This window comes from Pseudomonas sp. NBRC 100443, from assembly GCF_030268185.1.
In the GTDB taxonomy this organism is placed as follows: Bacteria; Pseudomonadota; Gammaproteobacteria; order Pseudomonadales; family Pseudomonadaceae; genus Pseudomonas; species Pseudomonas citronellolis.
The window spans coordinates 152835-167532 of sequence record NZ_BSQE01000015.1 but is presented as its reverse complement, the minus strand read 5'-3'; the positions used below and the strand labels follow the sequence as shown (position 1 = coordinate 167532).

Below are 14698 nucleotides of genomic sequence, written 5' to 3'. Positions count from 1 at the left end.
CCGTTTACAGACGCCATGTCAATCGCAGGCCCGCTTCACGCGGTGGGCTGTAGACGGTGACGAAGCCGTTCTGGTAGCCCACTGCGTCGTAGCGCTGATCGGTAGCGTTGTCGGTATAGGCCGCGATTTCCCAGCTGCCGCGCTGGTAGCCGGCCACCAGGTTCACCAGGGCATAACCGTTGCGTTCGTACTGGTTGGCTGCATCCAGATAGACCTTGCTGCTGCCTGTCACGCTGGCTTGCGCATACCAGCCCTGTGGCGCGTCGTAGCGGATGCCGATGTACCCAGTCAGATCCGGGGCGAACGGGTTGTGCTTGCCGTCGTAATCGGCAGCACCATCCCGGAAGTGGTCGAAGCGCGTGCGGTTCCAGGCCAGCCCGCTCTTGAATTGCCAGCCAACGCCGAGCAGGTAGTCCATATCCAGCTCGACACCTTTGGACGTCGCCGTTGCGGCACTGGTGATGTACATCATGCCCACGGTGGGCATCTGCATGACCTGCATGTCATCGATGTCCATGATGTAGGCGGCCAGCGAGTAGCGAATACGCCTGTCGAGAAGCCAGCCCTTGAGGCCGGTTTCATAGGACCAGTTCTTCTCCGGGTCGTAGGGCAGATAACCCAGGGTGGGGGCCAGAACATTGAAGCCGCCTGTGCGAACGCCTCGGCTGGCACTCACATACCATTGGTGATTGGCGGTTATCTGGTATTGCAATGCGAGTTTGGGTGATACGTGCGTCCAGCCCTTTTTCTGGCTTGCGGATCCTTGCGGGCGCAGTTCCACTTCGTTGCGTTCGATACGCGCTCCGGTAGCCAGGGACCAGTTGGCTGACAGAGGGATGTTCCAGTGGGTGAACAGGGCAGCGGTATTGCTTTCCTGATCTGCGCGCACGTCCGACAGCCCCATCATGGTCTTGCTGGTACTGTGCAGATCGTTGTCGCTGTGATCTCCATAGACGCCAACTAGCCAACTGGACTCGCCAAGCAGTCCTTCCAGGCGGAGCTCCTGGGATAACGTGCGCAGGTGATTGTCGCGACCGACGTGCAGGGCGTCGATTGGCATGAAGTCCGTGTCCTGCTGAATCCGGTCCTCGAAGTCGTTCCAGGCCGTCACCGAATGCAACTGCAGGCCGGAAGCGAGCTCATGCTGGACGTTGAGGGACAATGTCTGCCCTTCGGAGTGATTCCAACTCGGCGTTCCGGAAGCAACATGCGTTCTTGGCGCGCTGGGCGAGCCCCAGAGGGAAGCGCCATCGTCGTATGCCTGACGCGCGTAGCGCATGACCACGTCCGTTGACACCGTCGGCGTCCAGCGCAGCCCCAGGTTGAGGTTTTTCTGCTCGCGATCGTCCTCTTCGTGTCCCGTATGGGTGTTGTCGATGAAGCCGTCCTGGCTCGACCAGTTGCCCGATACGCTGGCATATAAAAGGTTGTCCACCAGCGGCTGGCTGAGCGCAAAGCGCGTGACCCGCTTATCCCGGCTGCCTGCTTCCGCTGACACGCTGGCTCTTGGCGTGGCGTCCATCGGCAGGCTGTGGATGGCAATCACGCCGGCCTCGGCGTTGCGGCCATACAGCGTGGATTGTGGACCGCGAATGACCTCGATGCGATCCAGGTCCAGCATGCCATTCTCGAATCCCTGCGCTGTCAGCGTGGGAACGCCATCGACCAGCAGCAGTGTCGAAGTGGAGAAGCTATTGAAGTTGGCCGTCAGCCCGCGCATGACGGGTGAATTCATACCCGCTTGCCCGAACGGCTGGAATGACAGACCGGGAATTCGTCCTTCAAGTTGCTTCAGGCTGGTGATGCCTGACTGCTCGGCGTCCCAGCCATCGATCACCGCTACACTGGCGGGTACCTTTTCCAGCGGCTGTTCGATTTTTTCTGCCGTGATGGTGATCTCCGGCAGAGTCCTGGGCTCCGACTCCACATCCGTGCCTTGCGCTGCAAATGCCAACTGCGATCCAGGCGATAACGCAGAGATCAAAACCGAGGCCACCATGGTCAACTGGCCAAGAGTATCTCCGAGAGGGGGGCGTGCTGATTTCTTCATGCGTGTTCCCTTGAGCTGTGGTTCAGTTCGAGCGTCGATCGCTCCGGCTCAGGGGGATAAGGGCCCGGAATGCCCAACTCGCGTGCTTCTTCGGCCAGTGCCTTTTTGTCAATCTTTCCGGCTGGAGTCAGCGGCAGAGTGCGGTAGAAGCGCAGGTACTCGGGTAGCTTGTTCACCTCCAGCCCCTGTTCGCGCAGGAAGTCGGTGATTGCTTTCAGGGAAAACTTCGCCGCACCCTCGCGCAAGGTGACGCAAAGGCACACCCGCTGTCCGAGATCAGTGTCGGGAACAGGGACGCAAGCCACGGTGACGACATCGGGATGCGCCATGGCCAGACCTTCAATCTGGATCGGGCTGATGTTGGCGCCCCCACGAATGATGATGTCCTTCTTGCGACCGGCCAGTACCAGATAACCCTTGTCGTTGATAAAGCCCAGATCTCCGGTCTTCACCCAACCTTGCGGGTCGCGGTAACGCTCGTCCAGTTCCGGCGCGTTGACATACTGCATCGGGCTCAATGGTCCGCGGGCGGTGATTTCGCCAACCTCGCCTTGCGGTACCTCGAGGCCGTCGTCGTTCACCAGCCGAATCTCGCAGACCGCTGGGTTGGGCGTGCCGACGCTGGTCAGCACCACCTCGATGGGGTCGTCCAGGGTGTTATGGCAGTTAACACCGTCGGCGGAACCATAGAGGCTAATGAAGCCGCAGCCAAAGGCATCGCAGCATTTGCGTACAGTGGCTTCGTCGATGACCGAACCGCCGACGATCAAACCGCGCAGGCTGGATTTGTCGATGCTACCCAGTGCCGGTTGAGCGGCGATGCGCTGCAGCATGGTTGGTACGCCGAGAATGAAGCTCGGCCGGAATCCTGCAATCGCCTTGATTGCTTCGTCCACGTCGAATTTGGGCAGTACGACCAGTGAACCGCCCAGCCAGCACAGCACGCCGAAGGTGGCGGTAGATCCGAAGGATGAACCCAGCGGAACGAGGTACATGCCGCGAAATTCTTCGCCGTCCGGAGCTATGCGTTGCAGGAAGCGCCCGCGTCCACCAACCAGGGCATTGTGCGAGTACGCCACCAGCTTGGGCTCCGACTCGGTACCGGAAGACACTAGCAGACGTACCGGTGAGTCGGGGCACACTCTGGGCAGGCTGTCGAGGTCCAGCGGCTCGGCGCTCAACAGCTCATCCAGCGTGACCCATCCTTCACGGGGCTTCCCCTGAACAATCAGCCGACGCATGGACAGCAGGGTGGGCCGCAGTGATTCAATGACCTCGCAAAGATTGATGCCTTCGTATTCTTCGGGGACGATCACCGCCCGAGCGTCGCAGCGACGAACCAATGACTGGATATCCAGCTTGCCGCGTCCCGGCGGGAATGGCGCGACGATGGCGCCCAGCGCTGCCACCGCCAGGTCGATGGCGCAGCACAACCAATGGTTGGTCAACTGGTAGGCGACCACGTCACCGGCCACGATGCCTGAATCGCGAAGGCTGTGGGCCAACCGCAAGGCTGCATTCAGGAGTTCGCCATAGGTCACGTTACCTTGCGGCGACAGCACTGCTTCCTTGTCGGGATGTGCTTTGGCCTGGGTGGCGAACAGCGTGAATACAGGCTGGTTGGGATAGGTACCGTCCCGCGCCCAACGTTTGCGTACCTCAGCGGGAACCAAGTCGATGATGCCGGCGTTGTTCATAGGAAGCTCCAGGGGGCGTTGACAGAGGAATAGGCCTTGTGGCCCAGGCATTCGGCAATGCGGGTGTCGGTAGCGAGTTGCTTGAGGTCTTCGATGACCACGCAGGCGCCGATACCGTGTTCGTTGAGCATCGTTTCCCACTCCAGAGCGGGTCGTGTGCGTAGGTGCTCCGCCAATGGCTCCTGGCAGGTGTCCACGTCGGGAGGTATATCCAGCAGCATGGCCAGCGACTGGAGTTGATCAGGGTGTTGGCAGTCGATGGCGATCAGTCCGGATTGCGTGGGATACACGCCGGACAGGACACCCCTCGACGTCTTACCGCTGCCTTGCATCAGTAGATCGGCGGCTCCCAGCAACGAGCTTTCGACATGAGCGCCTATGCCCGTGACCGCACGATTGAGCAAGGCGGCCGTCACACCCAGCGCCGCGACCGCACCGCCCAGTACATCCAGCACCGTGAACAGCGAGCCGCCGCGGGTACTGCATTTCGTTGCAGTGGCGTCGGCGACACCCGACCAAGCCTGGACGGTGAAGTCGGTACCGGGGGCATTGACGGGTGCCTCGCCCCAGCCACCGGCGTAGGCATAAACCAGATGTGGCTGAACTCTGCGCAGGTGTTCGGCATTCAGTTGCATCTCCTGGGCCTTGCCGGGAGCCCAGTTATGCAGAAAGACATCCGCCTCACGGGCCAACTCGTAGACCAACTGCCGTCCCTGGGTGGATTTGATATCGACCTCGAGAATGGACTTGAGGTGGTTCAACGCATCGAAGCGCACCGAACAGCCTGCCGCGCAGGGCGGCATGGCACGTAGTGGGTCGCCACCTGGAGGCTCCAGACGAATGACTTCCGCGCCCAGCAGTGCCAGCAGATGCCCGGCTAGTGGTCCCTGAATGCGCCGACAGGATTCGATGACGCGCAGGCCCTGTAGTGGTAGATGTGGCGGAGCTGCGATGTCCCGGTGCTTTCGGGAGGGCGTAGGGGAAAGCTCGAACTGCCATGGCGCACCCAGTGTCTGCTGGTAATCCATATCCTCATGGCGTTGCGCAATGGAGCGAACAGGAACCACCGCAACGCCCGCTTGCGCTGCCAATTGCTGGATCTTTGCGTAACGCAGGCGTGCCAGAGCCATGGGACATGCAGCAGGCAGCGGTGATATGGCCCTGGCATAGCGAAGCAAAAATCCTTTCCAGGCCGTTCCAGCCAATTCCGATGCAATGCCAACGGATGTCCAGAAGTTTCGCCATGGTGAGCTGTCGAGCGTTTCCAGCTCGAACGTGATGCCGTCAGAGGAACGAAATGGCGGCCTCAACTGCGGATCGGAGCAGCCAGGCTGGAACTCCTCACGGTCTTCCGGTGCCGTGGCCCCTGCCAGATATTGCCCGATACTGAGTAGCCCGCAGCCAAGTGGCGATATCCGAACCTGATGGAACACGCCCCCGCGCAGCTGTCCAACGGCAGCGGCCAGCGTGCCGTGCAGCGTCATGGCAGCGGTCAACGCCGAGAGATAGTCCACGCCCAGCGGTTGCGCGTTGCCGCTGGCACGGCCATGCACGGACATGAGGCCGCTGCCCGCCTGCAGTAGCAGCTCCGAGAGGTGTCGATTCGGTAGCCAGCCGGCTGGAGAAGCGTAATGGCCCTGGATGGGTGAGATCGCCGGATGTTGCAGTACGAACGCAGTACTGCCCATATCCACTGGGGGGGAAATCGACAACTGCTGAATACCCAACAATCTGGCCTGTTCCATCAGGCAAAGTTGCAATGCATTCCATTTCGGCAGAGACGCTGTGTTTGAATGCAACAGGGAGAATTCATTCAAGAGTGTCGGCATATTCAAGACCAAGAGACAAAAGCGTTGCACTTGCCCCTGGCTTTGAATCGCCAGGGGTCATTCTTTCAGCAGTGTCCTGGCGTACGAATCAACCACCTGCGACGGCAGGCAATACGGTCAGACTGTCACCGGCCTTGATCGGCGTGTTGAGTCCATCGGCAAAGCGAATGTCGTCTTCGTTGACGTAGATATTGACGAAGCGGTGCACCTGTTCCGCGTTGACCAGCCGGGCCTTGATGCCAGGGAACTGGCGCTCAAGATTGTCGATGGCCTCTGCCACCGAGTTACCGTGGGTGGAAACTCTTTTTTCCCCATTGGTCAGGGGCCGCAGCAATGTGGGGACAATCACTGAAATCGACATGCAGAACTCCTTTGCCCCCAATAACGGCTGGGGCATTCCTTGTTGAAATGTTGGAAAAGTCGCTACTCCAGAATGGAGATGCTCTCTTCGATGACCTTTCCATGAAGAACCCGGAAACTCCGGACAGGCTCTTTGGTCCTTTCCCAGGTGGACACGATCAGGTGATGCGCCTCCGGGTAGCCCGCATACTCAACATCATCCTGGCTCGGATAGGCTTCACTCGCGGTATGGGAGTGGTAGATCGCCTGGTGGAACTCGTTGCGTTCTTCCAGGCTGCGAAACACCTGGAGTTGCTCCCGCGAGTCGAACTGGAAGAAGGTTGTTGAAGCCGCCTGGTTGCGCATCGGGACTACCCGGGTCGCTACCTGGCCTGCCAGTGAAGACGCAACGATGCCGCAGGTTTCGATTGGGTGATCGCGGCGTGCATGAGCCAGAACCTGCTCCAACGCCCGACGCTTGATATGCAATGCCATCTCCTTGGCCTCCTTATCAGTAGCTGGGCAGCGAAGGATCTACGTCCTTCACCCAGGCCAACACACCACCTTCCAGGTTGCGCACATTGCGCATGCCCAGTTTCAGCATCTCGATGGTCACGTCGGCGGAGCGCCGGCCGGACTTGCAGACGATCACCAGGTTGGCATCTGCCCCGTATCGCTGCCTGAGTGTCTGGGCCGCTGTGGGTGATTTGGTCACCAGCATCGCTCCCGGAATATGGGCGATGTCCCACTCGGTGGGTTCGCGGACATCGATCAGCACGGGCATTTCGTTCCGATCCATCAGTTCCTTGAGTTGCGTCGCGCTGATGCCCGGCACGGAGGCCGCTGCGCTGCCATTCGGCAACCCCAGGCCGCAGAACACTTGGTAGTCCTCGGCCAGTTCGGTGATCGGCTGTCGGTTATGCAACCGGCGCACGGGAAGTTCGCGATAGCGCATCTCCAACGCGTCATACACCACGAGCCGTCCCAGTAGCGGCTCACCGATGCCCGTGATGAGCTTCACCGCTTCAGTGGCCATGATGGAGGCGATGGATGCGCAGAGCACGCCGAATACACCGCCCTCGGAGCACGACGGAGCCATCTCGGGTGGCGGGGGTTCCGGATACAGGTCGCGGTAGTTCAGGCCCAGACCGTTCGGGGCGTTCTCCCAGAATACGGAAGCCTGTCCTTCGAAACGGAAGATCGAGCCCCACACGTATGGCTTGTTGGCCAGCACGCAGGCGTCATTGACCAGGTAGCGGGTTGCGAAATTGTCGGTGCCGTCCATGATCAGGTCGAAGCGCGAGAACAACTCGATCGCCATGTCCCGTTCCAGGCGATCCGTGTAGGTCTCCACCTGGACAAAGGGATTCAGCCGCGCAATGGCTTTCTTGGCGCTGTCCACCTTGAGTTCACCCACGCTATCCACGCCGTGGATGACCTGGCGCTGCAGGTTGGAGTCATCGACCCGGTCGAAGTCGATTATCCCGATGGTGCCCACACCGGCTGCGGCCAGGTAAAGCAGGGTTGGAGAGCCAAGACCACCGGCACCGATGACCAACACCTTGGCGTTTTTCAACCGACGTTGCCCGATCACGCCCACGCTGGGAATCAGCAGATGGCGGCTGTAGCGGTTGATCTCAGCACGGCTCAATTCCGAAGCCGGCTCGACCAGAGCAGATAGGGTCATATCGCTTTTCCTATTCAGTGGATATAAGAAATATAATCATTATCATTACTGGTATTGGCTATGACAACCGGCGTTGGCTGTGACTTCCTATGGCATGGGCACAAAAAACTATGCGAAAGAACCCCGGCTTTCGGATGATGCCGAAAGGGCACCTGTCCGTTTCCACGCGCTTCAAACCCGTTCGCCTTCCAGTATTGACTGTGTCGAGCGCTCCACTTTTCCGCGTACCCGCCAGGCCAGTGCGAAGGAAAACAGCACCGCCAAGGTCAATACCAGGAGCATGCCGGTGTAGCCCAGGCGGTCGAGCGACACCCCGGCGGCGATCGGCACCGCCAGGCGTGCCAAGGTAAACACCGTGGTTTGCAGACCATAGTCCGAGGCGTTGCGCTGGCGCCGGGTGAAGAACATCGTCAACCCGAACATCAGCGCCGAGACCGCCCCCATGCTGGCTGCCACGCAGATGGTGCTGGCGATCAGCCAGGCCGACCCCAGTTCGGCCCATACGGTGAGCGTCAACAGCGCCAGCGCACCCAGCGCCGCCAGCAGGTACAGGGCGATGGCCCGCGCCATGCCCAGTATCGGTACCAGGCGTCCACCGAGCAGGCTGAACAGTGCGCCGGTGGCGCCGCCGCCGATGCCGACGATGAAGGCCACGCGCTCCAGCGGCATGCCCATATCCAGCATCAGTGGCTTGAGGTACAGCCACGCTGCGCCGATGAAGGGGAAACTGGTCAGCAGTAACAGCGTCCATTGCCGTGCCCCCGGCTGGTGGAAGAAACCTGCCCAGTCCGCCATCACACCCAGGGCCGGAGCGTTGCAGGGCGCGGCCTGTTCAGGCAGTGCGGCCTGTGCACGCAACAGCAGGAAGGGCAAGGCGCCGATCAGCAGCCCGGCACCCATCAGCCAGAAGGGTGCCTGCCAGCCCAGGCGCGACTGCACCATGATCATGACGCCGCCGCCGACGATCGCCCCCAGGAACAGCGCTGCGGAGCGAATGCTGCCGGCGCGTAGTTGTTCGTTGCGCGGCAGCCACTGCACCGCCAGCGCATTCAGCGGGATATCGGCCCAGGTGGCGGCAATGCTGATGGCGAAGGTCAACGCGAACAGTGTCATGCGATTGCCGATCAGGTTGTGCCGACCGATCAGCCAGTACAACGCCAGCAGCAGCGCACTGAGCAACAGCAACCAGTGCACGAAGTGTCCGCGCCCCAGGCGCACGCGCTGCACTGGCACGGCAAAGAGAAATTTGAAAATCGCCGGTAGCGCGGCAAGCTGGAACAACCCTATCTCGGTACCGCTCCAGCCATGCTGGCGCATCACCAGGGGCATGCCGAGCATCAGATAGATGCTTGGTACCGCCAGCACCAGATTCATCCAGCCAAACAACAGTTGCAGGCCGAGCAGGCGGGACCTGGTCATGACAGGGGCATTCCTTTGTGGGCGAGCAGAACGGCAACGGGGGCGACTGGAAAGCAGACCTCATCCAGTTGCTCGACCCGAACGAAGCCGGCTTGTCGCAACTGCATCGCCAGTTGCCCGGCGGGCAGCACCTGGCGTCCCTGCATGCGCATGTGCAGGTAATACTGCAGAACCGGCCTGGCTTGGCGCGCGGCATCTGCGATCTCGGCATGACAGCAGACCAGTAGCCCGCCAGGACGCAATGCCGCATGCAGACGGTTCAGGATGGCTGGGATATCCGGCACGAAATGCAGTACCGACGAACACCAGATCAGGTCGTAGTCACCGCCGAAATCGTCCTGCAGCAGATCGCCGCCCCGTGCGCTGAAACGACCGGAGAGGCCAGCGCGCTCGATATTCTCCTGCGCTACCTCGGCGACGGCCGGGTATTCGAATACCACGCCGGACAGTTCCGGCTGCTGTTTGGCCAGTGCAATCGCCACCAGGCCGGGACCGCCGCCCAGGTCCAATATCCGCCTTGCGCGGGCAAATTCTGGCCGGTGGCGAAGAACCTCGCAGGCCACATCGACCGTGACTGCGCGCTGCTCTTGGGCGATCTGCACTTTGGCCGCCTCGGCCCAGCCCCGCTGCTGTGCGGCAGGGGCAGGCAAGGGTGGGGAGGGGACGCCTTCGCCCAGCAAATCGGCCAACTGCGTGCCGACCTGTCGCAGCACCTTATGGCGATAGAGCAAGGCATCCCCGCAATACCGTGGCGAGTCCGCATGCAGATAAGGCCTCAGTTCTGCACGGGTGCGGTAGGCCGCGCAGCCATTGCCCGGGTGTTGGCGCTCCAGCACGTCCATGCTCCACAGCAGCTCAAGAAAATAGCCGGTGTTGGCAGGTATCCATGACAGGTGTTCAGCCAGTTGCGACGCGCTGACGAAATCGTCCAGTTGGGCAAACATCCTGGCCTCCAGGGCTACGCGCAAGGCGTCTGCCCCCAGGCCGGCCAACTGCGCGTCCCAGGAAGGTTGAAGGGGAAGTGGTTCGAGCGGAGAAGAGCAGGTGCTCTGAATAGGATTAGACGCCATGGGTGGAACTCTCGACCGCATGAATCACATAGGTGCAGTTGGCTGTGTTCATGGGGGCTCTGCATGTGGCAACCCATTCTTCAGATTCTGTCGCGCAGGTGATGGATTGCTTATAAAGCATTGATTTTCCTTTGATTTTCTCTGTTTCTAGAGAAGCAATGTCTGGGCTCCTAGGAAATGATGCATTACATTAATGAGAATCATTGGCATTTTTGCTATGCGAGAATCACGAATTCCTATGCGGAAAACTTCAGGGACCGAGAAAGGACGGGAGGCGAGAGGTGAGCGAACGGAAAAATTGCTGTCGGTTGACAATGGAAGAGCCGCGCACCCGCACCGTCCTGGGGGATGGCAAGACCCGGCTGCAGTTGCCCGAGGAAATCGGTCAGTGCTTCCATGACTTCGTCGAACTGGAGCCAGGGCTTGGTCTTGGCAGGCTGCACTATCGTCCAAGCGTACCGCTGATCGAGGAAACCAACGGACCGCATGAAGGCCGGGTCATGGTCATCACCCTCGGCATGAAAGGCCGCTCCTGCTACCAAGGGCAGGACGCCACCTGTCTGGAGTTTCAGAAGGGCTATACCACCATCTCTTCGTTTCGAGGCATTCCTGGCGAGAGGCGTTATGAGGCCGATGACACCGTGTCGCAGCTGCGCGTGGTGGCGCATGAGTCGCTGATCTGCAAATACGTGGGCTCCGAACGTGCGGCGGAGATTCTCGGAAACCAGCAGCTCAGTCGTCTGGCGTTCCGCGCCAGTACACCGGCGGCGATGGCCCATGCCAATGCGCTGATCAGCCATCTGCTGCCCTGCCAGAGCCGGCTCTCGCGGCTGGACCTGCACATTCACACCCTCAGCCTGCTCAACGAACAATTCAGCCTGCTGGCGCCGCAACATGGCGCCGCGGCATCCCCGTTCTCGCCAGCTGAGATTGAGCGTATCGAGCAGGCGCGGCAGACGATGGAGGAGCGCCTCGACAAGCCCCTGACGCTCGATTACCTGGCCACCATCGTCGGCATCAACAAGAACAAGCTCAAGGACGGCATGATCTATCTGTACAACGCTACGCCGACGGAACTGCTGCTGGAACTGCGCATGACCAAGGCCCTCACGCTGTTGGAAACCGGCCTGCAGGTTTCCCAGGTTGCCTGGCGGGTGGGCTACAAATACGCCAACAACTTCACCGTCGCCTTTACCCGGTACTACGGCAAATCACCCAAGGCGCTCTTTGGCAAGCGGGTTGTAGAGCCTTGATCAACGCCAGCAGGAGCTGGACTGATGCGGGCGATGGGAGAGCCCTTGGTACCTATCGCGCACCAGGCAGCGTCCCCGTTCAAAATTACCGAGCAAAACGCTTATCACCCAGGTGGAGTGGAGCTATCCCGAGTACGCCCAGCTCCACTCTCGCTTGACAGCCCGGCCAGATCGCCTGGAAGGTCTACACTGGAGATCGGCCCGGAGGCGAGCGAGATGAAAGTCCGTATCTACCGTTATCTCCCGGAACAGGATGCAGCGCCGCGCCTGCAGGACTACACCTACGACCTGCAGCCGGGCGAGGACATGATGGTGCTCGACCTGCTGGAGCACCTGAAAACCCAGGACCAGACGCTGACCTACCGGCGCAGTTGCCGCGAAGGCGTCTGCGGCTCCGACGGCATGAACATCAACGGCGCCAATTGCCTGGCCTGCATCACCAGCGTCTCGACCCTGCTCCACGGCGGGCAGCTGCCATCCGGGCAGGCGATCAGGCCGTTGCGCGGCGAGGTGGACATCGTCATCCGGCCATTGCCCGGCCTGCCGGTGATACGGGACCTGGTCGTCGACATGCGGACGTTCTACAGGCAGTACGAGCGGATAAAGCCCTACCTCATCAACGACCAGCCGCCACCGGCCATCGAGCGGCTGCAGTCGCCGGAGGAGCGGGCCAGGCTGGATGGCTTGTACGAGTGCATCCTGTGCGCCTGCTGCTCGACGCAGTGCCCCTCCTGGTGGTGGAACCCGGAGCGCTTCATCGGCCCGGCGGGCCTGTTGAATGCCTACCGCTTCCTCGTCGACTCCCGCGATACGGCCACCGAGGCGCGGTTGGCGGCGCTGGACGACCCGTTCAGCGTGTTTCGTTGCCGCTCGATCTACAACTGCATCGCCTTCTGCCCGAAAAAGCTCAAGCCGCGGGCGGCCATCGGGCATATCGAGAGGATGCTGCTGAAGCGCGGTACCTAGCCGCTCACGCCGGCGGCGAACCAGTCGCGGGATAGACCACCGAGCCATCCGCCTGGACGACGGCGCCGGGCGTCAGCCGGGCCGGCTCCAGGCGGCCTTCCCCCATGATGTGGAAGACCGTCTCGCCCCTGGCGATGAGGTAGTCGCTGACGATGCGGCGGTGGCAGCGCCACCACACGGCTTCCGAGCACATGATCGCGCAGCGGCGCTGGCGCCCGGCTTCCAGCAGGTGCTCCAGTCCCTCGTGGAACTGCTCCGAGAGCGCGTAGTCGGCATAGTTGTGGAAGCTGCGGTTGTCCCAGAATCCATTGACCTGCGCCGGCAGGCCCCGGGCCTTGCCGCGCAGCCCGCCGAGCGCGGCAAGGTGCTCGTAGGCAATGCCGCAGTCGGCCAGCGCCCCGGGAAGCGTATCGGCATTGAACTGCGGGTTGGACGCGGAGCGCGGAACCTTGCGGATGTCCACGAGCAGCCCGACGCCGGGCTCGCGCAGCAACTCGACGAAGGCCTCGAGGCTCCGGTTGGAGTGGCCGATGGTGAAGAACGGAAGCTTCACGGGCCGCCCGCATCACACAAGGGTAAGGGCGCTGCCCTTGTGCGCCGCGATGTGATCGGTCCTGTCGCTCTTGATCTCGTACTGCGGATCGTCTTCCGAGGCGTGATGGCGGTGGCCCTTGTAGTCGAAGTCGCGGGTATGGATGGCGATGATCGTCCCCGACACGCGGCCCGCCTCGGAATTCCAGCTCACATGATCGCCGATCTCGAATCTCCTGGTCATCGTGCAGGCTCCTCAGGATGTTGCGCTAACCGCTGGCGCTGCCAGCACGGACAGTCTAGCTCGCCCCGGATGCGCGAAGCCGAGCTGCGCCCGGCGGAAGTTCTTGATCCCGCTCAGGAGGCGCAACGCCCACATGGGTGTATCTTTGGACGGACGACTTGCAGCGACAGACTGCCAGCGTCCGAGGAGCCGTGCCATGTCTGAGTCGATGAGTTTCAACCGCGCGCTGGTCGAGAAGTACGATCGCCCCGGCCCGCGCTATACCTCCTATCCCACCGCGCCGCAGTTCCATGGCGCGTTCGCCGCCGACGACTATCGCCAGGCCGCCCGGTCGAGCAACCGGGCGCCGGCCAAGCCGCTGTCGGTCTACATCCACATCCCGTTCTGCAAGAGCCTCTGCTACTACTGCGCCTGCAACAAGATCATCACCCAGAAGACCCACCGCGCCGTGGAGTACCTGGACTACCTCAAGCGCGAGATCGCCATGCAGGCGGCGCTGTTCGAGGGTTCGCGCAAGCTCACCCAGCTGCACCTGGGCGGCGGTACGCCGACCTACCTGACCAGCGAACAGTTGTCGGATCTGATGGACAGCCTGCGCGAGCACTTCAACCTGGACGAGAGCGACGACCACGAGTTCTCCATCGAGGTCGACCCGCGCACCATCAGCCGCGAGCGCATCGCCGAGTTGCGCGCCCAGGGCTTCAACCGCCTCAGCTTCGGCGTGCAGGACTTCGACGAGAAGGTCCAGGCCGCGGTCAACCGCGTGCAGAGCGAGCAGCAGATCTTCGACCTGGTCCAGGCCGCCCGCGAGGCGCGCTTCAAGTCGGTCTCGGTGGACCTGATCTACGGCCTGCCGCTGCAGACGGTGGAGAGCTTCGACGCCACCCTGGGCAAGATCATCGCGCTGCGCCCGGACCGCATCGCCGCCTACAGCTACGCCCACCTGCCCGAGCGGGTGCGCGCGCAGCGGCTGATCCGCCGCGAGGACATGCCGCCGCCCGAACGCAAGCTGGAGCTGCTGGAGCTGACCATCCGGCGGCTGACGGGGGAGGGCTATGCGTACATCGGCATGGACCACTTCGCGCTGCCCGACGACGAACTCACCGTGGCCCGCGCCAGGGGCACGCTGCAACGCAACTTCCAGGGCTATTCGACGCATGCCGACTGCGACCTGATCGCGCTGGGCGTGTCGTCGATCAGCAAGGTCGGCGACACCTACGGGCAGAACGTGAAGGAGCTGTCGCAGTACTACGCGCGCCTCGACGAGGGCCTGCTGCCGGTGCACAAGGGCTACCGGCTGACCGACGACGACCGCCTGCGCCGCGAGGTGATAGGCGCGCTGATGTGCCATGGCCGCGTGGACTACGCGCCGCTGGAGGCGCGCCATGGCATCCGCTTCAGCGAGTATTTCGCAGGCTCGCTGCGGCAGTTGCGGGAGCAGGTCGACGACGGGCTGGTGGAGCTGCGCGACGACGCGCTGATCCTGCTGCCCCAGGGCCAGCTGATGATGCGCAGCGTGGCGATGGCCTTCGATGCCTACCTGGGCGGCGAGCAGCAGGAGCGTTTCTCGCGCACGATCTGAGGCGGGCCACGGTGCGGCCCTGGCCGGCGGC

The 14698-nt window shown here is 62.0% G+C and carries 13 protein-coding genes; 3 read left to right on the top strand and 10 right to left on the bottom strand.

What is annotated here, in order from left to right; all coding sequences use genetic code 11:
* Window positions 1-4: 4 nt before the first annotated feature.
* The 8 genes from QSJ95_RS20130 to QSJ95_RS20095 form a co-directional block, all read right to left on the bottom strand.
* A complete protein-coding gene (locus QSJ95_RS20130; protein WP_285644833.1) occupies window positions 5-2050 on the bottom strand; it encodes a TonB-dependent receptor in 2046 nt (681 codons plus the stop codon).
* The gene (locus QSJ95_RS20125; protein WP_285644831.1) at window positions 2047-3747 is read right to left on the bottom strand and encodes a class I adenylate-forming enzyme family protein; all 1701 of its coding nucleotides are present in this window, start codon (window positions 3745-3747) and stop codon (window positions 2047-2049) included. The genes QSJ95_RS20130 and QSJ95_RS20125 overlap by 4 nt, the downstream gene beginning before the upstream one ends.
* Entirely contained in the window at window positions 3744-5576 is a 1833-nt protein-coding gene (locus tag QSJ95_RS20120) for a CoA transferase (protein WP_285644829.1), read from the bottom strand. Before QSJ95_RS20120 ends, QSJ95_RS20125 begins: the two co-directional genes overlap by 4 nt.
* 88 nt (window positions 5577-5664) lie before the next feature.
* Entirely contained in the window at window positions 5665-5937 is a 273-nt protein-coding gene (locus QSJ95_RS20115) for a MoaD/ThiS family protein (RefSeq protein ID WP_064582929.1), read from the bottom strand.
* Window positions 5938-5999: 62 nt separating this feature from the next.
* Window positions 6000-6410 carry a M67 family metallopeptidase gene (locus QSJ95_RS20110; protein ID WP_285644827.1) on the bottom strand — a complete coding sequence of 137 codons (411 nt, stop codon included), beginning with the start codon at window positions 6408-6410 and terminating at the stop codon, window positions 6000-6002.
* A 16-nt stretch (window positions 6411-6426) separates the two neighbouring features.
* Complete coding sequence (moeB, locus tag QSJ95_RS20105) at window positions 6427-7602, bottom strand: molybdopterin-synthase adenylyltransferase MoeB (protein WP_285644825.1); 1176 nt, start codon at window positions 7600-7602, stop codon at window positions 6427-6429.
* A gap of 171 nt (window positions 7603-7773) precedes the next feature.
* Window positions 7774-9021, bottom strand: coding sequence for an MFS transporter (locus QSJ95_RS20100; protein WP_285644824.1), 1248 nt, complete (start codon window positions 9019-9021; stop codon window positions 7774-7776).
* Window positions 9018-9965, bottom strand: a complete 948-nt coding sequence (locus QSJ95_RS20095; RefSeq protein WP_285644822.1) for a class I SAM-dependent methyltransferase — start codon at window positions 9963-9965, stop codon at window positions 9018-9020. The genes QSJ95_RS20100 and QSJ95_RS20095 overlap by 4 nt, the downstream gene beginning before the upstream one ends.
* A gap of 407 nt (window positions 9966-10372) precedes the next feature.
* On the opposite strand from QSJ95_RS20095, the gene QSJ95_RS20090 reads away from it, so the two are divergent.
* Both QSJ95_RS20090 and QSJ95_RS20085 read left to right on the top strand, forming a co-directional pair.
* The gene (locus QSJ95_RS20090; protein ID WP_064582934.1) at window positions 10373-11344 is read left to right on the top strand and encodes a helix-turn-helix domain-containing protein; all 972 of its coding nucleotides are present in this window, start codon (window positions 10373-10375) and stop codon (window positions 11342-11344) included.
* A gap of 216 nt (window positions 11345-11560) precedes the next feature.
* The gene (locus tag QSJ95_RS20085; RefSeq protein WP_058072347.1) at window positions 11561-12310 is read left to right on the top strand and encodes a succinate dehydrogenase iron-sulfur subunit; all 750 of its coding nucleotides are present in this window, start codon (window positions 11561-11563) and stop codon (window positions 12308-12310) included.
* 4 nt (window positions 12311-12314) lie between these two features.
* On the opposite strand, the gene QSJ95_RS20080 is transcribed toward QSJ95_RS20085, so the two are convergent.
* Together QSJ95_RS20080 and QSJ95_RS20075 are read right to left on the bottom strand one after the other, a co-directional pair.
* A complete protein-coding gene (locus QSJ95_RS20080; protein WP_285644818.1) occupies window positions 12315-12863 on the bottom strand; it encodes a DUF488 domain-containing protein in 549 nt (182 codons plus the stop codon).
* A gap of 12 nt (window positions 12864-12875) precedes the next feature.
* A complete protein-coding gene (locus QSJ95_RS20075) occupies window positions 12876-13085 on the bottom strand; it encodes a hypervirulence associated TUDOR domain-containing protein (protein ID WP_009619863.1) in 210 nt (69 codons plus the stop codon).
* A gap of 196 nt (window positions 13086-13281) precedes the next feature.
* Between QSJ95_RS20075 and hemN the strand changes: the two genes are divergently transcribed.
* On the top strand, window positions 13282-14667 hold the full coding sequence (gene hemN / locus QSJ95_RS20070) for an oxygen-independent coproporphyrinogen III oxidase (RefSeq protein ID WP_009619865.1): 1386 nt from the start codon (window positions 13282-13284) through the stop codon (window positions 14665-14667).
* The last annotated feature ends 31 nt before the right edge of the window (window positions 14668-14698 follow it).